General features: G+C 37.9%; 16 protein-coding genes and 7 pseudogenes. 17 read left to right on the forward strand and 6 right to left on the reverse strand.

Annotated features, from left to right (window positions below):
* Positions 1-21: 21 nt before the first annotated feature.
* Entirely contained in the window at positions 22-561 is a 540-nt protein-coding gene (yjjX, locus tag AC01GB_RS10695) for an inosine/xanthosine triphosphatase (protein ID WP_474451799.1), read from the reverse strand.
* A gap of 51 nt (positions 562-612) precedes the next feature.
* Between yjjX and gpmB the strand changes: the two genes are divergently transcribed.
* Positions 613-1,260: a 2,3-diphosphoglycerate-dependent phosphoglycerate mutase GpmB gene (gene gpmB / locus AC01GB_RS10700; RefSeq protein WP_474451800.1), complete on the forward strand. Its 648-nt coding sequence runs from the start codon at positions 613-615 to the stop codon at positions 1,258-1,260.
* Positions 1,261-1,353: 93 nt separating this feature from the next.
* Here the strand turns inward: gpmB and robA are convergent.
* Positions 1,354-2,248 (reverse strand): annotated as a pseudogene (robA, locus tag AC01GB_RS10705) (MDR efflux pump AcrAB transcriptional activator RobA).
* A 236-nt stretch (positions 2,249-2,484) separates the two neighbouring features.
* Between robA and creA the strand changes: the two are divergent.
* Positions 2,485-2,889, forward strand: a pseudogene (gene creA, locus AC01GB_RS10710) (protein CreA); the annotation flags it as partial.
* Between the two features lie 52 nt (positions 2,890-2,941).
* Here the strand turns inward: creA and arcA are convergent.
* The gene (gene arcA, locus AC01GB_RS10715) at positions 2,942-3,658 is read right to left on the reverse strand and encodes a two-component system response regulator ArcA (RefSeq protein WP_474451801.1); all 717 of its coding nucleotides are present in this window, start codon (positions 3,656-3,658) and stop codon (positions 2,942-2,944) included.
* 641 nt (positions 3,659-4,299) lie between these two features.
* Here arcA and thrL point away from each other — a divergent pair.
* The 4 genes and pseudogenes from thrL (at position 4,300) to thrC (ending at position 6,837) form a co-directional block, all read left to right on the forward strand.
* Positions 4,300-4,368 carry a thr operon leader peptide gene (gene thrL, locus AC01GB_RS10720; protein ID WP_072012858.1) on the forward strand — a complete coding sequence of 23 codons (69 nt, stop codon included), beginning with the start codon at positions 4,300-4,302 and terminating at the stop codon, positions 4,366-4,368.
* A gap of 88 nt (positions 4,369-4,456) precedes the next feature.
* Positions 4,457-5,431 (forward strand): annotated as a pseudogene (locus tag AC01GB_RS10725) (aspartate kinase); the annotation flags it as partial.
* Positions 5,414-5,568: pseudogene (locus tag AC01GB_RS10730) on the forward strand (homoserine kinase); the annotation flags it as partial. The pseudogenes AC01GB_RS10725 and AC01GB_RS10730, both read left to right, overlap by 18 nt.
* Positions 5,569-5,570: 2 nt before the next feature.
* Positions 5,571-6,837: pseudogene (thrC, locus tag AC01GB_RS10735) on the forward strand (threonine synthase).
* Between the two features lie 37 nt (positions 6,838-6,874).
* Here thrC and yaaA read toward each other — a convergent pair.
* Entirely contained in the window at positions 6,875-7,651 is a 777-nt protein-coding gene (gene yaaA / locus AC01GB_RS10740) for a peroxide stress protein YaaA (RefSeq protein ID WP_474451802.1), read from the reverse strand.
* Between the two features lie 259 nt (positions 7,652-7,910).
* On the opposite strand from yaaA, the gene tal reads away from it, so the two are divergent.
* Both tal and mog read left to right on the forward strand, forming a co-directional pair.
* A complete protein-coding gene (gene tal / locus AC01GB_RS10745) occupies positions 7,911-8,864 on the forward strand; it encodes a transaldolase (RefSeq protein ID WP_474451803.1) in 954 nt (317 codons plus the stop codon).
* Between the two features lie 185 nt (positions 8,865-9,049).
* Positions 9,050-9,625: a molybdopterin adenylyltransferase gene (gene mog / locus AC01GB_RS10750; protein ID WP_474451804.1), complete on the forward strand. Its 576-nt coding sequence runs from the start codon at positions 9,050-9,052 to the stop codon at positions 9,623-9,625.
* A 192-nt stretch (positions 9,626-9,817) separates the two neighbouring features.
* Here the strand turns inward: mog and satP are convergent, their stop codons facing one another.
* The gene (gene satP, locus AC01GB_RS10755; protein WP_474451805.1) at positions 9,818-10,381 is read right to left on the reverse strand and encodes an acetate uptake transporter; all 564 of its coding nucleotides are present in this window, start codon (positions 10,379-10,381) and stop codon (positions 9,818-9,820) included.
* Positions 10,382-10,730: 349 nt separating this feature from the next.
* Between satP and dnaK the strand changes: the two genes are divergently transcribed.
* The 6 genes and pseudogenes from dnaK (at position 10,731) to nhaR (ending at position 17,618) form a co-directional block, all read left to right on the forward strand.
* Entirely contained in the window at positions 10,731-12,656 is a 1,926-nt protein-coding gene (gene dnaK / locus AC01GB_RS10760) for a molecular chaperone DnaK (protein WP_474451806.1), read from the forward strand.
* Positions 12,657-12,772: 116 nt separating this feature from the next.
* A pseudogene (gene dnaJ / locus AC01GB_RS10765) lies at positions 12,773-13,907 on the forward strand (molecular chaperone DnaJ).
* A gap of 377 nt (positions 13,908-14,284) precedes the next feature.
* Entirely contained in the window at positions 14,285-14,647 is a 363-nt protein-coding gene (locus tag AC01GB_RS10770) for a hypothetical protein (protein ID WP_474451807.1), read from the forward strand.
* 331 nt (positions 14,648-14,978) lie between these two features.
* Positions 14,979-15,215, forward strand: a complete 237-nt coding sequence (locus AC01GB_RS10775; protein WP_474451808.1) for a hypothetical protein — start codon at positions 14,979-14,981, stop codon at positions 15,213-15,215.
* Positions 15,216-15,361: 146 nt separating this feature from the next.
* Positions 15,362-16,555: a Na+/H+ antiporter NhaA gene (gene nhaA, locus AC01GB_RS10780; protein ID WP_474451809.1), complete on the forward strand. Its 1,194-nt coding sequence runs from the start codon at positions 15,362-15,364 to the stop codon at positions 16,553-16,555.
* Positions 16,556-16,731: 176 nt separating this feature from the next.
* Positions 16,732-17,618: pseudogene (gene nhaR / locus AC01GB_RS10785) on the forward strand (transcriptional activator NhaR).
* A 63-nt stretch (positions 17,619-17,681) separates the two neighbouring features.
* Here nhaR and rpsT read toward each other — a convergent pair.
* Positions 17,682-17,942, reverse strand: a complete 261-nt coding sequence (rpsT, locus tag AC01GB_RS10790; protein WP_026821429.1) for a 30S ribosomal protein S20 — start codon at positions 17,940-17,942, stop codon at positions 17,682-17,684.
* Positions 17,943-18,277: 335 nt separating this feature from the next.
* On the opposite strand from rpsT, the gene ribF reads away from it, so the two are divergent.
* The 3 genes from ribF to lspA are packed head-to-tail and all read left to right on the forward strand — an operon-like array spanning position 18,278 to position 22,562.
* Positions 18,278-19,207 (forward strand): bifunctional riboflavin kinase/FAD synthetase, encoded by a 930-nt coding sequence (gene ribF, locus AC01GB_RS10795; protein ID WP_474451810.1) that lies wholly within the window; start codon positions 18,278-18,280, stop codon positions 19,205-19,207.
* Positions 19,208-19,245: 38 nt separating this feature from the next.
* The gene (gene ileS / locus AC01GB_RS10800; protein ID WP_474451811.1) at positions 19,246-22,062 is read left to right on the forward strand and encodes an isoleucine--tRNA ligase; all 2,817 of its coding nucleotides are present in this window, start codon (positions 19,246-19,248) and stop codon (positions 22,060-22,062) included.
* Positions 22,062-22,562 carry a signal peptidase II gene (gene lspA / locus AC01GB_RS10805; protein ID WP_474451812.1) on the forward strand — a complete coding sequence of 167 codons (501 nt, stop codon included), beginning with the start codon at positions 22,062-22,064 and terminating at the stop codon, positions 22,560-22,562. The genes ileS and lspA overlap by 1 nt, the downstream gene beginning before the upstream one ends.
* The last annotated feature ends 4 nt before the right edge of the window (positions 22,563-22,566 follow it).

The raw sequence follows: 22,566 nt of genomic DNA on the forward strand, positions 1-22,566 counted from the left end.
ATTTGGTTACGCTGACATGAGTTAGCCGTCATGTAGCACATTAAGTTCTTTATAAATTTCATGTTGGATAGGCGCTAATGCTAAAATAAGCGCTTGTTGGTAGACACTGGTACGGCTGAGTAAACCATTGGTAAAAAAACCAATTGCCCCTTCGTTGTGTTTAATATTAGCCATACCAGTGATATTCGCCATCACATCGCCTAACTCGCGGCCTTGTTGAATACTAAACAAAATTTGCTCAGGTAACATAATACTGGCAGAACGCGATTCACCGCGAATTTGTTTATGTTCGATGGTTATCCAGGCAAAAGTCATTTCATCTTCAACCCCAGCTTCAATACCTACCCAAAAATCGGCTTCAGGCCGAACTTGACGTGAAGCCATAACACGCTGGCGTGCACCTGTGCGGGCTTCCGTATTACCAATTGGTTTTTGGGCTACATTACTACTAACATTGATACTTTCTATTTGATAATTGCCAGCACCAAAAACAGCTTCAAATGCTAAATGAATAGCGTTTATTTTGGCCGGATTTGCGGTTGCTGCGATTACTTTATACATTAATTAGTATCCTTTAAAATATTATTTTGTGAAGTATAACGGAAAATTATTATGTTACAGGTCTATCTTGTTCGCCACGGAGAAACTGAATGGAACGTGGCTCACTGTATTCAGGGACAATCTGACAGCCCGCTCACTGAAGTTGGCATTAGACAAGCTAAATTGGTTGCTGAAAGAGTGAAATCAATTGGCATCACTCACATTATATCCAGCGACTTAGGGCGCACTCAGAAAACGGCAGAAATTATCGCGCAAGCTTGCCATTGTAACATTATTCTTGAGCCACGGTTAAGGGAATTGAACATGGGGATCCTTGAAGGGCGGGCAATTAGTTCGTTAAGTGACGAAGAAGAGCGTTGGCGTCGAAATTTAGTTAATGGCTCTCCTGGAGCACGTATTCCCGATGGTGAATCTATGGGAGAGATAACAGAACGCATGTTTACTGCGCTAGAGAAGTGTCGTTCTTTACCAGCAGGGAGTATACCTTTATTGGTTAGTCATGGGATAGGGTTAGGAGCACTGCTTAATCGCATACTGGGTGTGCCGACTTACGCTGAAAGGCATTTACGTTTACGTAACTGCTCTATTTCAAAGGTAGATTTTCAGGAAGCGCCTTGGTTGGCCAATGGCTGGGTAGTAGAAACCGCAGGGGATATCTCTCATTTAGTGGAGCCAGCATTAGATGAACAGCAAATTTAACTCTGGTAATAATTAAATAATGTAAGAATAATTTTGCCAAGGGAAATATTCCCTTGGATTTGATTAGGGAGTAACTATTATAATCAATTCGTTTTAGCTGGTGGAAGGCGTTCTTTTAATCGGCACAAAATAATCAAATGAGACCATATGGTTTTCTGGATTATTGTAGTTACATTAAGGATTATTAGGATCTTTCAGCTGATAATGTTCTATATCGTGTCCCGCGCGACGGGCTAGATTGAGATTAGGCATATAAACACCATAAATCATATATAAAAACTGTTGTAGATCACTTTTTGTTGGTTTTTCTTCAAAAGTAAAGCGGGCATAATCACCGCCTTCGATGATAACTGAATGGTATAAATTATTTTCATTATCAGCATATTGTTGTTCGACTGCAGTGATATATGAAACCGTTTGTTCATCATCCTTTTCTGAGCTATGCACGACACGATATAATCCATAAACTTCATTAGGTATAATTTTTGTTTTATCTTGATAATGTTGGCGCATTTCAGCACAGGCAGTAGACCATTTTTCTAATATATATGAGCAAGTTTGTTCTATTCCCATTAAATGTTTCGGTGCTAGTGTGACAAAGGACACATTTGGTAATTTTTGTTCTTCTAGAGTGATTGGTGGTTGCAGACTTGTAGCACACCACTCTTCACTGCGACGATAGAGAGCTGGTGTAATGACAAATTGTTTTTTTAAACGCATGAGTAAAGGTTTGCTGTGAATCAAAACGGTATTGCAGTGCAATATCAAGAATTGGCCGACTAGTCAGCCTAAGAGCAACAGCCGCACGGGAAAGTCGGAGAGCACGGATATAAGAGCCAATAGCTTGCTGAGTAATGTTTTTAAACATCCGCTGTAAATGCTATTTTGAATAACCAGCTTTAGCTACGACGTTATCGAGAAATAGCGGCTGATCTAGATGTGTGTCTATCCAATACAGTAAATCGCGGATAATATTGCTTTGATCCATAGAAGTACCTGGTTTAAATAATCACCTATAAATAGTATAAAGACTTTATAATAAACATCCATTTAATACTAAATTGCTTTATATAGCTATTTTATTATTTTTATGGATATTAATAATGTAAAAATAATTTTATTATTTAATGAGTGTTATTAAGGAAAATTGATATCATGCGAAATTTATCAAAATTACTATCTATTTTAATAATATTTTTTCTACCAAATTCAATATTGGCATAAGAAATCGGTTCTGTTGATACGGTATTTAAACTTTTTGGTCCTGATAATAAAATTGTTATTGAAGCATTTGACGATCCGGATATTAATAATATAACTTGTTATCTGAGTCGAGCAAAAACAGGCGGTATTAAAGGAGGTCTCGGCCTGGCAGAAGATACTGCTGATTCGGCAATTCCTTGTGAACAGCTTGGGTCAATAATTATAGATGACAAAATTAAATTAAATAATAAAAAGGGGCAAGTTGTTTTTCAAAAACGTACTTCATTGATTTTCAAAAAACTACAAGTAGTACGTTTCTACGATAAACAACGGAATGCACTTATTTATTTAACTTATTCAGACAAAATAATTGATGGATCGCCTAAAAATGCTATTAGTGCTGTGCCAATTATGCCATGGCATTAATATATTTATTAACCCCCCCCAACACCTAAAAAAGGGGTTTAATATGTTATATTTATTCTTTAATATCACCACAGAAGCGATAACCTTCACCATGGATGGTGGCAATAATTTCTGGTGTATCGACTATCGATTCAAAGTGTTTACGAATACGGCGGATAGTCACATCAACAGTTCTATCGTGGGGCTTTAATTCACGTCCGGTCATTTTTTTCAATAGTTCTGCACGTGTTTGAATTTTACCTGGATTTTCACAAAAATGTAACATAGCTCTGAATTCACTACGTGGTAATTTATATTGATCACCAATCGGGCTGACTAAAGAGCGACTGTTAATCTCCAGTTCCCAGCCATTAAATTTATAACTTTCTACCTGGCGGCGTTCACCACTGATTTGGCAAAGATTCATTGTGCGCGAAAGTAAATTTCGGGCACGAATTGTTAATTCGCGAGGGTTGAAAGGCTTCGTTATATAATCATCGGCCCCAATTTCTAATCCTAATATCTTATCAACTTCATTATCACGCCCGGTAAGAAACATCAGCGCAACATGAGCTTGCTCACGTAATTCGCGCGCAAGTAGCAGACCATTTTTGCCTGGCAAATTAATATCCATAATGATCAGGTTAATATTATTATCAGATAAAATATTGTGCATTTCGGCTCCATCAGTAGCTTCATGTACAATATAGCCTTCTGCTTCGAAAATGCTTTTTAAGGTATTGCGTGTGACAATCTCGTCTTCAACAATCAAAATATGTGGGGTTTGCATATGTGCTACCTAACTCTCTACAATATAAATTACCAGATTTGCACACTAATGTTTCAAAAGCATGCTTTCTCTAATTTCATTTTATAATACTAATGAAAGCTTAGCGAATATCATTAAAGTTCATATAATTTTTTTGTAACAAAAAAACAATTATGCCGAACCTAAAAAAAATTTACTAAACAATTCTTTTCTCATTTTATGTTAACAGCAATATAACAGCTAAAAGCCTATTTACCACCTAAAAAAATGACTTTTGTTGATACACGTCAAAATCGAAATAAAGCTATTATAAAGATTATTACTTAAATTATATGATTTTTTGTGTCATAAAATATTGTATTTAAATTAAAATAGGCACTGATATAATTTATATGAAAAATATAAACGCCAAGCTTCATATTATTATTTATCTGTTAACATACAAGCGTTGCTGATTGTAAATAGATAAAAATTCTCATTTATTCGGTTATGTTTTTTATCTGCTTAAAGTGAAATGTATTCTATTGGTAATAGTTACTTAACAAAGAAATGAATATGTTTAATTAGTTTTAGTAATTAAAGAACAAATTATTTGACTTTGCATTAAAATTGTTTTAACCAGTATATAGCTAAATATTTTTTAATAGAAACTTAGGACAGTGATGCGTAAGACCAGCTTCAATACCACCATTATTACCACTACCGTAACCATTGGTTATGGGGCGGGCTGACGCATAACTAAAATCAAAATCGAACATAAAGCCCGCATTCAAGCAAATGATGCGGTTTTTTTAACCCAATTTCAGGAGGAAAAAACCAGTGCGTGTGCTCAAATTTGGTGAAACGTCGGTTGCTAATGATAATAAAATGCTCAACGTTGCTAATATTGTCGCGGATAAATTTACACAAGGGCCGGTGGCTTTAGTTTTGTCAGCACCAGCGAGGATCACGGATTATCTTGTTGCTATGATCGATGCGGCGACGTCGGGCGCTGATATTACTGTGCATATCAAGGCGGCGAAGGACATTTTTTCTACCTTGCTGTCCGGTTTGAAGAGCAAGCAATCTGATTTTGAATATGAAAAAGTCAGGCAAATGATTGAAAATGAGTTTATTTAAATTGATCAAATCTTACATGGCATTTCGCTATTATGATTGGGACAATGCCCAGAAAATATTCATGCCGGATTAATATGTCGCGGCGAAAAAATTTCAATTGCTATTATGGCATCGATACTGCGTGCTCGTGGCTATCTAATAACGATTATTGATCCAGTAGAAAATTTATTCGCTGAAGGCTACTATCTTAGCGCGACAGTGGATATCCGTGAATCAAGCCAGCGCATTAGCGCGTTGAATATACCTGAAGATCATCTTATTTTGTTAGCGGGTTTTACCGCCGGTAATTTGCACAATGAACCGGTAATATTAGGACGTAATGGCTCAGATTACTTTGCCGCTGTTCTTGCTGCTTGCTTACAGGCAGATTATTGTGAAATTTGGACCGATGTTGATGGTGTTTATACTTGTGATCCCCGTATTGTACCAGAGGTTCGTTTGCTAACAGAAATATCCTATCAAGAAGCCATGGAGCTCTCCTATTTTGGCGCTAAAGTCCTCTATCCTAGAACAATTGCTCCGATTGCCCAATTTCAGATCCCTTGTTTAATTAAAAATGCCTCAGTGCCTAATGGCAATGGCACTTTGATTGGTAATGTTGAAAACCGTGAGTGTATGCCAATTAAAGGGCTCACCAGCCTAAATAATATGGCGATGATTAATGCCTCTGGGCCGACATTATTTGCAATTTGCTATGAAAAAAAACAGCAGAAAAAGTAATGCAATGGCTGACACAATATTACCTACAAAATGGAGCAGGTTTTGTGCACATGTGTCGTTTAGATCAAGTTGGTGCAAGAGTGATAGGCTAAAAATGAAATTATATAATTTAAAAAATCAAAGTGAGCAGGTCAGTTTTTTGCAGGCAGTTAAGCAAGGGCTTGGTCAGCAGTAGGGCCTTTTTTCCCCGCTTAATGTACCAAAACTGAATGTATGAACAGCTAGCTAAATGGTTACAGTGCGATTTTATCACCCGTAGTAGCTATATCTTATCAGCTTATATTGGCAAATGCCGTTAGAACAAGTGACAGAGTGTGTTAAACAGGCGTTCAATTTTCCGTTAGTTGTTAGACCAATAGAAGAAAATATTGCCAGCCTGGAGTTGTATCATGGCCCAACCTTAGCATTTAAAGATTTTGGTGGCCGATTTATGGCACAAATTGCCAGTAACCAACCCATTACTATTTTAACCGCTACTTCAGGTGATACTGGCGCCGCCGTAGCCCATGCTTTTTATCGTATTAAAAATGTTCAGGTTATTATTCTCTATCCGGAAAATAAGATCACGTCTTTACAGGAGAAATTATTCTGTACACTAGGGGAAAATATCCACACTATTGCAATCAAGGGTGACTTTGATGATTGTCAAAGGCTGGTAAAACAGGCTTTTGATGATGAAGAATTAAAACGGCTATTATGCTTAACCTCCGCAAATTCTATTAATATTAGCCGATTATTGGTGCAAATTTGTTATTATTTTGAGGCTGTTGCACAGTTAGCGGTTGAAAACCGTCAACAGTTAGTTATTTCCGTACCCAGTGGTAATTTAACCGTCGGCTTATTTGCCAAAGCAATGGGGCTACCGGTGAAGCGTTTTATAGCTGCTACTAATGTTAATGATACTGTTCCACGCTATCTGTCTGAGGGCAAATGGTTACCTAATCAGACGATAGCGACTCTGTCAAATGCAATGGATGTCAGCCAACCCAATAATTGGCCACGGATAGAGACACTTTTCCAGCGCCAAAAATGGGGGACTTGATGAGCTTAGTTATGGTGTTGTTGACGATAGAATGACCGAAAAAACCGTTCAACAACTGGCTAGTAAAGGCTATATATCTGAGCCACATAGCGCAGTTGCTTATCGTATTTTACGTGATCAGTTGCAAGATGAGGAATATGGGCTGTTCTTAAGTACCGCACATCCAGCAAAATTTAAACAGAGTGTCGATCGTATTCTTGCTAAAACATTACCATTACCAGCTGTTTTAGCAAAACGAGCTAATTTACCGATATTTTCCCATCAATTACCCGCTGATTTTGCTTTGTTGCGTAAATTTTTATTTATGCATGCGACTTAATAACAATGATCTGAAATGGAAGCGTTAGCTTCCATTGTTAACCTTGTTGTGATCGTTTAAACGCTAGCTGATTATCCTTGGAAGCAGCGTTATCAAATTGATAACCAGCTAAGTTAAATTCAGTCAGTTGTTCAATATTTTTTAGTTGATTTTGAATAATAAAGCGACTCATTAATCCGCGCGCTTTTTTTGCATAGAAACTGATGACTTTATATTTCCCCTGTTTTTCATCTAGAAAAATAGGTTTCACAATATAAGCATCCAGTTTTTTGCTATTAACGGCATTAAAATACTCATCTGAAGCTAAGTTAATCAGAATATTATCACCTTGCTTGCTTAGGGCCTGATTAAGATTTTCAGTAATGATATCCTGCCAAAAGGCATAAAGATCTTTTCCTTGTTTATTATTGAGTTTAGTTCCCATTTCCAATCGGTAAGGTTGCATCAGATCAAGTGGCCGTAATACACCATATAAGCCTGATAGAATACGAAGATGTTTTTGGGCAAAGGTGAAATCTTTTGGCTTAAAATTTTCCGCTTGCAGGCCGGTATAGACGTCACCTTTAAAAGCTAAAATAGCAGGTCGGGCATTTTCTGGGGTAAAATTAGCATGCCACTGTCCAAAACGCGCTGCATTTAAACCGGCTAATTTATCACTAATATGCATTAGACTGGCAATTTCCGCCGGTGTCAGTTTACGACATATCTGAATCAATTGCTCAGCCTGTGATAACAGGGTTGGCTGACTATATTCTGTGGTGGCAAGCGGACTTTCATAATCAAGTGTTTTGGCAGGTGAAATCGTGATAAGCATAATTAATACCTAGTAAAATTCATAAATAAACAACTTTAATCAAAATAGTAAATGGCTATCATTAGGCTTATTTGTAGCATTTAACGTTAATTATTGCTATATAAACGATAGTAGGGTGTGAAAATAAGCTAACAAAATTTGTTATCGACAACAAAACAATGGTGGTGAATTTATTTGTTGTAATATCAATGAATGATATTATCACAGCAAGATAGGATTTTTAGCCTCGGCTTCATCTCAATAACAACGGGATTAAAAAGTGACCGATAAATTAACCTCTTTACGAAAAATAACGACGGTTGTAGCAGATACAGGTGATATAAGAGCAATAAAGCTTTATAAACCTGAAGATGCAACAACTAACCCTTCTTTGATCCTTAATGCGGCTCAGATCCCAGAATATCAGCCACTCATTGATGAAGCGATCTCATGGGCACGGCAACAAAGTCAATCACGTGAGCAACAAATTATTGATGCGTGTGATAAATTGGCTGTTAATATTGGGTTAGAAATCCTACAATTAATTCCCGGAAGAATTTCAACGGAACTTGATGCGCGCCTTTCCTATGATACCGAAGCCTGTATTAATAAAGCGCGGCATATTATTGAGCTTTATAATCGTGCCGGCATTAAAAATGAGCGTATTTTGATAAAATTGGCTTCAACCTGGCAAGGGATCCGCGCGGCAGAGCAGTTGGAAAAAGAGGGTATTAACTGTAATCTAACGCTATTATTCTCTTTTGCTCAGGCACGAGCTTGTGCTGAAACTGGTGTTTATCTGATTTCACCTTTTGTCGGTCGTATTCTTGATTGGTATAAAGCGAATACCGATACAAAAGAGTATGCGCCACAAGAAGATCCTGGCGTTATTTCTATTACACAAATTTACAATTATTATAAGCAGCACGACTATAAAACGGTTGTCATGGGGGCAAGTTTCCGCAATAGCGGTGAAATTTTGCAACTGGCAGGCTGTGATCGTTTAACAATTTCTCCAGCATTACTTAAAGAGCTTTCTGAAGCCCAAGGTGAAGTGCCCCGCAAATTGGCATTTAATGGTCAAATTCAGTCACCGCCTAAGCCGATGACAGAAGCAGAATTCTATTGGCAACATCATGCAGATGCCATGGCAACGGACAAACTGGCTGATGGTATTCGTAAATTTGCTATTGATCAGGAAAAATTGGAAAAAATGGTTGCCCAGCAGCTGTAATTAACATTTCTCTGTTATAACCTAAAAGCCTAGTGGATTATTGTACTGGGCTTTTTGCTTTTACTTGCTGGTCTGATTGTGCTCAAGGGCAGTAAACAATATTATTTACCTTTGTATCGCTACAGCATAAGTTGAATAGATTTAGTATTAAACATCTTGTTTTCAATATCGAATTTGAGGATCTCATGGATAAATTGCGGATAGGTTTGGTTTCTGTTTCAGATCGGGCAGCCAATGGAATTTATCAAGATCAGGGGATCCATGCACTTAAAAACTGGCTTTCAATGGCACTACAAACCCCTTTTACGGTTGAGCCACGTTTGATCCCTGATGAACAAAAAATTATTGAACTTACACTCTGTGAGCTGGTTGATGAATTTGCTTGTCATTTAATTTTAACCACCGGTGGCACTGACCCAGCGCTGCGTGATGTAACACCGGATGCGACACTGGCGATTGCTGATCGGCAAATGCCTGGTTTTGGTGAACAAATGCGGCAAATTAGTTTGCATTTTGTGCCAACGGCGATCCTCTCACGCCAAGTTGGCGTGATCCGCAAGCAAACATTGATTTTGAATTTACCTGGACAACCAAAATCAATTACAGAAACATTAGCCGGTTTAAAAGATGAACAGGGACGTGAAATTGTTACCGGAATTTTCGCTAGCGTGCCTTATTGTATCCAATTACTAGAAGGTCCCTATGTTGAAACTGATCCCAACGTGATTAAAGCATTTAGACCTAAATCAGCCATGCGATAAAATGAATCAATCTGGCTATTTTTGGCATTAGGAAATAACTTTAGTAATGATTAAAGTCGCTGTTAAATTGCGCTGCCATCAATTAGCGTCAATTTTAAAGCCAAAATTTCTCTTATTGTTGTCATAGTGGCGAATAGAGCAGGGTGTTAATAAAGCAGTATAAACTGCTTTATTAATGTGGTAGGATGCTGTTTAAGGCCTATTACCAATAGGTAATATTGTACGGCCAAATTGTTCATTAATGACTTCTGCCATAGCAAGGTAAAAAGCGCTGGCGCCACAAATGATACCTTCGTAACCAGCAATAGTAAGAATGGTTTGATTTCCATACATATTACTGATTGCTAATAGTGCAAAAAGTACTGTCAGACTAGCAAAAACGAATTGTAGTGCGCGATTAGCCTTTAACATGCCAACAAACATAAATAAGGTAAAGATACCCCACAATACCAAGTAAACTGCCAGAAAATCTGCGGATGTTACTTGCACCGACGCTATTTCAGGCAGCATTAATAAACCAACTAAGCTGAGCCAAAACAAGCCATAAGATGAGAATGCCGTTGCGGCAAAGGTATTTTTTTTATATTCAAAAATACCGGCAATAATCTGGACAATACCACCATAGAAGATACCCATACTTAGTATTACTGAAGTTAATGGAAAAAATCCAGCATTGTAAATATTTAATAAAATTGTTGTCATACCAAAACCCATCAAACCTAATGGGCCTGGATTGGCAATATTATTTGAACTCATACATTCCTCTAAATGTCACTAAATATATAATATTCAATAGGATATAAATTTTATAAGCTATCAGGGCTTACATAAAGCAAGTATAATAGGTAGTGTTTGGTTCAAAACAAAGATTAAAATGACTTTTCATTTAAAAAATATTTTTTACTTTCCCCTTGATGAATATTTTTATGTCCCCACTTTAATGAATAGCGTAGTTACCAATGGTCAATCTATCAACCTGTCACAAGGTGTCTCGTTAGGTAGATTTTTTTTGAGGTCAGGGAAAAAATCCCTTGAAAAAAATTCATTGAGCCTCATATAGGTTGGTAACTAGATTGGTTAAGAATTCCCTTTGGAGGCTGTTTAGATGGGTAAAATTATCGGGATTGACCTGGGTACAACTAACTCTTGTGTAGCTATTATGGATGGCACAAATGCGCGGGTATTGGAAAACAGTGAGGGTGATCGTACCACACCTTCTATTGTTGCATATACTCAAGATGGTGAAATTCTTGTGGGACAGCCGGCAAAACGTCAGGCCGTGACAAACCCACAAAATACATTTTTTGCCATTAAGCGTCTGATTGGACGTCGCTTTGAAGATGAAGAAGTTCAACGTGACATTTCTATTATGCCTTATAAAATCATTGCTGCAGATAATGGTGATGTTTGGTTGGATGTTAAGGGGCAAAAAATGGCTCCTCCTCAGGTTTCCGCTGAGGTGTTGAAAAAAATGAAAAAAACGGCTGAAGATTATCTGGGTGAATCCGTTACTGAAGCTGTTATTACTGTACCGGCTTATTTTAATGATGCTCAGCGTCAAGCAACTAAAGATGCAGGTCGCATTGCTGGTTTAGATGTAAAACGTATTATTAATGAACCAACGGCAGCGGCGCTTGCTTATGGTTTAGATCGTGAAGTAGGTAACCGTACCATTGCGGTATATGACTTAGGTGGTGGTACTTTTGATATTTCAATTATTGAAATTGATGAAGTTGATGGTGAAAAAACCTATGAAGTGCTGGCCACTAATGGTGATACTCACTTAGGTGGTGAAGACTTTGATAATCGTCTGATCAACTATTTGGTCGATGAATTCAAGAAAGAACAAGGTTTTGATCTACGCAATGATTCACTAGCAATGCAACGCTTAAAAGAAGCAGCAGAGAAAGCCAAAATTGAGCTCTCTTCTGCTCAGCAGACTGATGTCAATCTGCCTTATATTACTGCAGATGCAAGTGGTCCTAAGCATATGAATATTAAGGTGACTCGAGCGAAACTTGAATCACTGGTGGAAGATTTGGTTAAGCGCTCAATGGAGCCGCTGAAAGTTGCATTGCAAGATGCCGGCTTAAATGTTAATGACATAAACGACGTCATTCTGGTTGGTGGTCAGACGCGCATGCCAATGGTGCAAAAAGCGGTTGCTGACTTTTTCGGTAAAGAACCTCGTAAAGACGTTAACCCTGATGAAGCGGTTGCTATGGGTGCGGCGGTGCAAGGTGGTGTATTAGCTGGTGATGTGAAAGATGTCTTGTTACTTGATGTAACTCCACTATCTTTAGGTATTGAAACCATGGGTGGTGTAATGACAGCGTTAATTGCCAAAAATACCACTATTCCGACTAAACATAGTCAGGTGTTTTCAACCGCAGAAGATAACCAGTCGGCAGTAACCATTCATGTATTGCAAGGTGAACGTAAACGCTCAGGTGATAACAAATCATTAGGGCAGTTCAATTTGGATGGTATTCAAGCGGCACCGCGTGGTATGCCACAAATTGCAGTTACCTTTGATATTGACGCTGATGGTATCTTACATGTATCAGCTAAAGATAAGAATACTGGCCGCGAGCAAAAGATTACCATTAAGGCTTCTTCTGGTCTGAAGGAAGATGAAATCCAAAGAATGGTAAACGATGCAGAAGCAAATGCGGAATCAGATCGTAAGTTTGAAGAATTAGTTCAGGTCCGTAATCAGGCTGATCAATTGATTCATGGTACGCGTAAACAAATTGAAGAAGCGGCTGATAAGTTACCTGCTGATGATAAAGCTAACATAGAGAAAGCCATTTCTGAGTTGGAAACTGTGGTGAAAGGTGAAGATAAAGCCATCATTGAAGAGAAAATTCAAGCTTTAGTTCAAGCTTCGGCCAAGCTACTCGAGTTAGCTCAACAGCAGGCTCAAGCAGGTACCGCTGATGCTGGCGCAGGCGCCCAACCTAAACAGGATGATAATGTTGTTGATGCTGAATTTGAAGAAGTCAACGACAAGGATAAAGATAAAAAATAGTGGCCCTTAGCGGGCACAGTAATGGCGTTAAGGATCATTTTCTCTGTTACTGAAAACCGAGTACGGGCGTTGGGGGAACTCTACGCCCGTTTCCGTGTGTTAAGGGTAAAATAAATATGGCAAAAAGAGATTATTATCAAGTTTTAGGCGTTACTAAAACCGCTGACGAGAAAGAGATCAAAAAAGCGTATAAACGTCTGGCAATGAAGTATCATCCAGATCGAAATCAGGGTGATAAGGAAGCAGAAAGTAAGTTTAAAGAAATTAAAGAAGCTTATGAAATTTTAACTGATGCGCAAAAACGCGTTGCTTATGATCAATATGGACATGCAGCTTTTGAACAAGGTGGCATGGGCGGTGGATTTAGCGGCGGTTTTGCTCCGGGCGCTGATTTTAGTGATATTTTTGGTGATGTATTTGGTGATATTTTTGGTGGTGGTAGGCGTCAGCGATCGGCTCGTGGGGCTGATCTCCAGTACGAAATTACCTTAACCTTAGAGGAAGCAGTTCGCGGGGTCAGCAAAGAGATTCGTATCCCGACTTTAGAAAAATGTGATGTTTGTAACGGTAGTGGCGCTAAACCAGGCACTAAACCAGAAACTTGTTCAACTTGTCATGGGGCAGGTCAGGTTCAAATCCGGCAAGGATTTTTTGCAGTTCAACAAACTTGTCCAACTTGCCATGGTCGTGGTCAAATCATCAAAGAACCTTGTATTAGATGTCATGGTCATGGCCGAGTAGAGAAATACAAAACTTTATCAGTAAAAATGCCACCAGGGGTTAATACAGGCGATCGTATTCGCTTAAATGGTGAAGGTGAGACCGGAAACGGCGCGCCAGCCGGTGATCTATATGTTCAGGTCAATGTCGCAAGACATGCTATTTTTGAGCGCGATGACAATAATTTATATTGCGAAGTACCCATTAATTTTGCGATTGCGGCTCTAGGTGGTGAAATTGAGGTACCGACACTTGATGGTCGGGTAAGTCTCAAAATTCCAGCTGAAACACAAACAGGAAAAATTTTCCGCATGAAAGGAAAAGGTGTGAAGCCTGTTCGTGGTGGTATGACGGGAGATTTAATGTGCCGTATTCTGGTGGAAACGCCGGTTAAACTAAATGAAAAACAAAAAGCATTGTTGAAGGAATTTGGTGAATCTTTGAATGGCGAAAGTGATGGCAGGAACAGCCCTCGTTTCAAAGAGTTTCTTAGATAGTGTGAAAAAGTTTTTTGATGATCTGACCAAGTAACGATATTTAGTTAAATAGATAGAGCATCGATAGTCAGTGATCGGTGCTTTTTTTATTGATTAAAAATAAGAACATTCAATTTGATTTACGGAATAGAAGAGGTAGTTATAAAATCGCAGGTTAATTGTGGTTATTTAATTAATGTAAGTTATTTAATTCGTTCAATTTATGCAAATTATATTTAAAAATTTTAATTTTCAAGATTAATTTTGCCTGTTTTATGCAAGTTTCCTGCTTAAATTTCTATATAAAAATAAATTAAGATTAATTCCAACAAGTTAAACGTGAGCTTAACAAAACTTTCTATACAATTTAATTTAATTTTTAATTAATTAATTAATTAATTAATTAATTTATTTATTGGATTGGAAATAGTTATGTCAGCATCATTTGGAATGATAATCAGAGATTCGTTTAGACAATTTTCTTTTAACAGACCCGCTATCACTACACAAAATTGTGAAGAATATTTGACAAATAAATTAATTAGCAGGTTTGAATCTGAATTAAAAAATAGTAACTACATTTATAGAATTGATAAAAGACTTATTAGTGCGGCTAATCTATATTGTTCTGTAGATAACAGTGAATTAGAAGCGATTTTTAATCGAAAATTTATTGCACTCAATTTGGATAAGGTAGATATAGGAAATTTGCAAAAATTTCAGCATTTATTAGATTGCATTAAGGGTGTAAAAAATACAGGAGAATTGGGCTGTTCAGTATCTAAAAAATATTAGTGATTTAATAGAACTAAAATCTATCTATGTAAATAGAGATAAAAATAATAATATAGATGACAAGAGTCCAAATACTGAGAATAAAATTGGTCATACAACAATAAAATATCAACAGGAAGATGAAGAAGAAGGTTTAACAGCAGCTGAATTCAATCGAATAGAATGTTATCTTGAACAAAATCGATCACTCGCAGAATTAAAGGGTAAAGAATCAGAATATTTTATTAGGGTTTATCAAGAAATAAAAGAAAATAGGGATAAGAAAAATGAACAATTAATTGTTACTAATCAAACCGGCCAGCCATTGCAAAGCGGAACGACAGAGTTAAAAATGGAATTGGTAGTAGATAAAGAAATAGGACAAAATATAGCGATTGTGGAATTAAAGCAAAATAATAAGATAGGGACAAAAGAAGCCGTAGGTTCAACTTTTTGGCAAAAACTAAGCCAAAAAACCACCCAGTTATTTGCAACATCATGGAGTTTTATCAAAACTAAACTTATCGGATTTTTATTACCTACTTTTTTAGTACCAAGATTAACTAATTGTTTTTCAATACTAGCTTAATTTTAAACAGCTAATCGGCTAAATAGCGTCAAAATAGTTAGTAACTACTCGGTATAAACGAATTATTTACGTTAAAAAAAATGGTTTTCCGAATTGTATGGATTAGCGTAAAATTAATTAAGCTAATTAACACTGAGGTTATAGTAATGACAGCAATTATACGACAGTTTTTAAAATTAGAAGCAGCAAGTGGGGTGCTGTTAATTATTGCTGCCATCTTAGCTTTGATTATGGCTAATACCCCATTGCAAGGTATTTATCAGCAATTTCTTAATATTCCCATTGCGGTTAAAATCAGCGTATTAGATATTGATAAACCTTTTTTATTGTGGATCAACGATGGTTTAATGGCCATTTTCTTTTTGGTTGTTGGCCTGGAAGTTAAACGAGAACTGATAGAAGGCTCGTTAGCCGGTCGTGATAAAGCAATATTTCCTGCTGTTGCTGCGGTAGGCGGTATGTTATTACCCGTTCTGGTATATCTATTTTTTAATGCTAATGATGAAATTGCCCGGCAGGGGTGGGCGATCCCAGCGGCGACAGATATTGCATTTGCATTGGGTATTATGGCGCTATTAGGTAAACGTGTACCAACGGAGTTAAAAGTATTTCTACTGGCGTTGGCAATTATTGATGATCTTGGCGTGATTATCATTATTGCTCTCTTTTATACTAAATCTGTTTCTATCATGGCATTAGGGCTAGCTATGCTTTCTCTATTGGCATTAATATGGATGAATTGGCGTAAAGTTGTAAATACTTCTGCTTATTTGGTTGTTGGCATCATTTTATGGGTCTGCATATTAAAATCAGGTATTCATGCAACGTTAGCTGGTGTCATTGTGGGCTTTTTGATACCGCTTAAAGGGGGACAAAATAATTCACCCTCTGAACAGTTAGAACATCTTTTACATCCTTGGGTTGCTTATTTAATTTTGCCATTATTTGCCTTTGCTAATGCAGGCATACAACTTGATGGTGTTACCCTAACTAATCTTGCCAGTGCTTTACCGATCGGTGTCGCGTTAGGTTTATTAATTGGTAAACCAACAGGTATTTTTCTGTTTAGTTGGCTAGCGTTAAAATTAGGCGTTTCAAAATTACCCGCCAAAATTAACCTTAAGCAGATATTTGCTGTTTCAGTACTCTGTGGTATTGGCTTTACCATGTCAATTTTTATTGCGGGTTTAGCATTTGAAGGTTTAGATAATTTTAGTAATTATGCACGGTTGGGGATCCTAATTGGTTCGACGCTAGCGGCTATTTTAGGATTATTATTATTGAATAGTGTATTACCTAAAAAGCCAATTAGCACTAAAGCAGCTAATCAGGCAGGATAACGTTAATTTTAAGTTATATTTGCGTGAGATAAATAGTATTTTTGTGTTCGCAATACAATATTTTATTTTTGTAGCGAGAGTATCTTATTTAGGTAAAATGAAATGAATCGTTTATCTTCTAATGTTCAGAAAATAACGAATATAAACAGTTATCGGTGGTACAAAAAGGAATCGATATGAGAGTGTCGCATCTCAATTTTAATCATCTCTATTACTTCTGGCATCTTTGTAAAGAGGGATAGGTTGTTGGCGCCGCTGAAGAACTTTATTTAACGCCTCAGACAATAACGGGTCAGATTAAGGCATTAGAAGAACGTTTAATGGTAAATTATTTAAAAGGCAAGGCAGAGGGCTGGCTCCTTCAGAACTAGGGCAACTAGTTTTTTCGTTATGCTGATAAAATGTTTGTCCTAAGCCAGGAAATGCTAGATATTGTTAATTATAGTCGTGAAACTAATTTGTTATTTGATGTTGCTGATGCTTTAAACGGCTGGTAAGCCGCGTCCTTGAAACAGCTATTGTTGAGCATGAGCGGATCCATTTACGCTGCTTTGAATCGACACACGAGCTTTTATTGGAGCAATTAAGTCAACATAAGTTAGACATGAGCTTATCTGATTGCCCGGTTGATTCGTCCAACAAAAGGGGTTATTTCCGTCAAGCTTGGAGAGTGTGGCGTTAGTTTTTTCTGTCGCAAACCAATACCGGAGAAACCTTTTCCACTGTGTCTAGAAGAGCGGGGATTATTAATCCCAGGTCGGCGTTCTATGTTAGGTCGTCACCTGCTTTCTTGGATCCAGAATAACAATTTGCAGGTAGAAATCCTGGGCGAGTTTGATGATGCTGCATTGATGAAAGCATTTGGCATGTATCATAACGCAATATTTGTTGCGCCATCGCTTTATGCTTAGATAATGAAGTAGTTGAAATTGGTCATATGGATAAAGTAGAAGAAGAATATTATGTTATTTTTGCTGAACGTATGATCCAGCATCCAGCAGTGCAACGTGTCTGTAATAAGGATTTTTCTGGTCTATTTGATCAAAGCTTTTATAAACAATAAGAGCCATTTGTAATAATAATAAAAAACCGGCTGAAGCCGGTTTTTTAGCAAAATCAAAATAAATTACATTGATTTGATTTGCGCTACTAAATTTGCTTTATGACGTGCAGCTTTATTTTTGTGGATCAAGCCTTTGCTAGCATAGCGATCAACAATAGGTTGCATGTCGTTAAATGCTTTTTGTGCTGCTTCTTTATCGCCAGTAGCAATAGCGGCATAAACTTTTTTGATAAAAGTACGCACCATAGAACGACGGCTAGCATTATGCTGACGGCGTTTCTCTGATTGTATGGCACGTTTCTTAGCTGATTTGATATTAGCCAAGGTCCAACTCCCAAATATTTATTCTATCGAGGACAATCTAAAGGCCGAGGAATATGCCTTTTTAGCCTTCATTTGTCAATGAATTTGTGTAAATAAGCATCGTGTACAGCAATGCGATCTGTTGTGATGACCCGGGATTTTATCAGTTTACTGAGTGAGAATACAGTTTTAAATGAGAAAAACCGGATGAAATTGTAGGAAAGTGGTTAGATTAAGTATTTTTTACTGACAAACAACCATTTATTATCTTTGTTATAAATATTAATCAAATGGTGACTTAACCTTCAAGGTAGTAAGCGGTATAATCCAGCAATTTTTATTATATTGAGCCGATTATGAAGTTAGTACGTGGTATACATAATATTCGGGCATATCATCATGGTTGTGTGTTGACTATTGGCAATTTTGATGCTGTTCATCGAGGGCATCAGGCATTATTGAAACATTTAAAACAACAGAGTCAGCGTCTCGGGCTGCCAACGATGGTCATGAATTTTGAACCTCAACCATTGGAGTTTTTTTTGGGCGCAAATGCGCCAGCACGTTTAACGCGTTTACGTGATAAGATAAAATACTTTACCGAATATGGCGTTGATTATTTACTGTGTGTTAAATTTAATCCAACATTCGCTTCATTGACACCGCAGGCTTTTGTTTCACAATTGCTGGTGGAAAAATTGGGGGTTAAATTTTTGGCGATAGGTGATGATTTTCGTTTTGGCAAAGATAGACAGGGTGATTTTAAATATCTTCGTGAGGCAGGGGAACAATATGGTTTTGAAGTGGCCAATACTGAAAGTTTTTGTGATGCCGGCCAGCGAGTTAGTAGTACGGCTGTCAGGCAAGCACTATTAAGTGATAATCTTACCCTTGCTGAGAATCTTATGGGACACCCCTACCGATTGAGTGGTCGAGTGGTACATGGTCGCCAGCTTGGTAGTTCGATCGGTTTCCCAACCGCGAATATACCATTTAAATGTTTAGTTATGCCTGTTAAAGGCGTTTATGTGGTAGAAGTATATGGATTAGCCGATCACCCTTTGCAGGCAGTGGCAAATATTGGCACACGCCCAACCGTGAATGGGGTAGATCAGCAAATTGAAGTTCATTTAATAGATGTGCATATGGATATATATGGACGTCATATTGATGTTGTATTGCGTAAAAAATTGCGTAACGAGCAGCGATTTGCTTCTATTGATGAATTAAGACAGCAAATCGGTAAGGATATAATGGCTGCGAGACAATTCTTCCAGTCGTCATAATTTAGATATTTAGCAGAAAATTGGAGCTGAGAATTTAGATGAGTGACTATAAAAATACCCTGAATTTACCGGAAACAGGGTTCCCTATGCGCGGTGATCTCGCTAAACGAGAACCCCAAATGTTAGCCCGTTGGTATAAAGAAGGTTTGTACCAAGCTATTCGTCAGGCCAAAACAGGCAAACAGATGTTTATATTGCATGATGGTCCTCCTTATGCAAACGGTAGTCTTCATATTGGTCACTCAGTTAATAAAATTCTCAAAGATATTATCATTAAATCTAAAGGACTGGCCGGATTTGATTCGCCATATATTCCTGGTTGGGATTGCCACGGTTTGCCAATTGAACATAAAGTTGAACAAATTATCGGTAAACCCGGTGACAAGGTTTCTGCAGCTGTTTTTCGTGAAGAATGTCGCAAATATGCCAAAGAACAAATTGGGGGCCAGAAAGCTGATTTTATCAGAATGGGCGTACTTGGTGATTGGGAACAGCCTTATTTAACCATGGATTTTAGTACCGAAGCCAATATTATTCGTGCGTTAGGTAAAGTGATTGAAAATGGCCACTTAGTGAAAGGTGCTAAACCGGTTCATTGGTGTACTGCTTGCGGTTCTTCCTTAGCGGAAGCGGAAGTTGAATATTATGATAAATCATCACCTTCCATTGATGTACGCTTTAGCGCGGTGGATGCTAACGCTGTTTATAGTAAATTTGGCGTAAAATCGTCGGCTTTGCCGGTTTCAGCCGTGATCTGGACGACCACACCTTGGACGTTACCCGCCAACCGTGCGATTGCGGTTAACGCTGATTTTGAATATCAATTAGTGAAAGTCAATAATAATGAATGTTTAATTTTGGCAGAATCACTGGTTGAAACAGTAATGCAGCGTATTGCAGCAACAGAGTGGCAAATTTTAGCACAATGTAATGGCTCTGAATTGGAATTACTGCGCTTTCATCACCCATTTATGAATTTCGATGTGCCTGTTATTTTAGGTGATCACGTTACTTTAGACGCGGGTACCGGGATTGTACATACGGCATCAGGCCATGGTCCGGATGATTATATTGTTGGGCAGAAATATAAACTTGAAATAGCAAATCCCGTCGGTCCAAATGGTTGTTATTTACCTAATACTTATCCTGGTTTGGACGGTGTTTTTGTATTTAAAGCAAATGAATTAATTATCGAACTTTTAGCGGCAAAAGGGGCATTACTACATAAAGAAATATTACAGCATAGTTATCCTTGTTGCTGGAGGCATAAGACACCGGTTATTTTTCGTGCTACACCTCAGTGGTTTGTTAGTATGGAAAAAAATGGTTTACGTGAACAATCGCTAAAAGAGATTAACGGGGTTAAATGGATCCCAGATTGGGGACAAAGCCGGATTGGCTCTATGGTTGCAAATCGTCCAGATTGGTGTATTTCTCGTCAGCGCACCTGGGGTATGCCAATGGTATTATTTGTGCATAAGCAGACAGAACAATTACATCCACGGACGTTAGAATTGATTGAAGAAGTCGCTAAACATGTTGAAAAAGCAGGTATCCAGGCGTGGTGGGATCTTGATCCCGTTGCCCTATTAGGAAGTGATGCAGCTGATTATGTTAAAGTCCCGGATACGCTTGATGTTTGGTTTGATTCTGGTTCTACACACTATGCGGTTGTAGATGTTCGCCCTGAATTTAAAGGCCATTCTGCTGATTTATATTTGGAAGGCTCTGATCAACATCGTGGTTGGTTTATGTCGTCTCTAATGCTATCAACTGCGATGAAAGGAAAAGCGCCTTATCGAGAAGTATTAACCCACGGTTTTACGGTTGATGGACAAGGCCGTAAAATGTCAAAATCTTTGGGTAATACCATTAGCCCACAAGACGTCATGAATGATTTAGGGGCTGATATTCTGCGGCTATGGGTTGCTTCAACCGATTATACTAGTGAAATTGCTGTTTCAAATGAGATTTTAAAACGTTCTGCCGACAGCTATCGGCGTATTCGTAATACAGCACGCTTCTTATTAGCCAATTTGAACGGTTTTGATCCTGCTTCACATCAAGTTAAACCAGAAGATATGGTGATATTAGATCGCTGGGCATTAGGGCGGGCGAAAGCCGCTCAAGCGGAAATCGCTATGCATTATGCTAATTATGATTTTCATGCAGTCGTTCAACGTTTGATGCATTTTTGTTCAGTTGAAATGGGTTCTTTCTATTTAGATATTATAAAAGATCGTCAATATACGGCAAAAAGTGATAGCTTGGCACGTCGCAGTTGTCAGACAGCCTTATTTCATATCATAGAGGCCTTGGTACGCTGGATTGCGCCGATCCTTTCTTTCACGGCCGATGAGATTTGGCAGCAATTGCCTGCTAGACAGAGCAAATATGTCTTTACTGAGGAATATTATGCTGACTTGTTTGGCCTGGATGTTAATGAAACGCTTAATGATGAATTTTGGAATAAGTTATTAATTATCGGTAGTGAGGTTAATAAAGTTCTCGAACAAGCGCGTGCAGACAAACTTATCCGTAGCTCGTTGGAGGCCGCAGTGATTTTATATGCTGATACAGAACTGGCTGAAATACTTAATCGTTTAGGTGATGAGTTACGTTTTGTATTGTTAACTTCACAAGCTAAAGTAATTGATATTAGCCAAGCCCCAGTTCAGGCACAGAATAGTGAACTGAGTGGATTGAAAATTGCTTTCCAGCAGGCGGAAGGTGATAAATGTCCTCGCTGTTGGCATTATGCAACGGATATTGGTCGGGAGGCGGAGTATGCAGAATTATGCGGCCGCTGTGTTACTAATGTAGCCGGTAACGGTGAAATACGTAAGTTTGCCTAATGAAAAATCCTATTTGCTCTACTGGCTTACGCTGGTTATGGTTAACGGTTGTGATATTAATTGTTGATCTTGGTAGTAAGCAACTCATTTTGAATAATTTTCAATTATATGAGTCGATACCATTAATGCCTTATTTCAATTTGGCTTATGTTCAAAACCCTGGTGCAGCATTTAGTTTTCTAGCTGATAAAGGGGGATGGCAGCGTTGGTTCTTTGCCTTGGTTGCGATTGTCATTTGTGTAGTGCTTATCGTAATGATGTATCGCCAAAGCGTGAATAAAAAATTGAGTAATATTGCTTATGCATTAGTTATTGGTGGAGCACTAGGGAATTTGTGCGACCGCTTAGTCCATGGCTTCGTAGTTGACTTTATTGATTTTTATGTTGGTGACTGGCATTGGCCAACATTTAACATTGCGGATATGGCGATTTGTCTTGGTGTGGCACTCATCATTCTTGACAGTTTCATCAATACAGATAAAAAAGCGAGTGGATCTTAGTTTA

It is taken from the genome of Candidatus Arsenophonus phytopathogenicus (assembly GCF_056113345.1).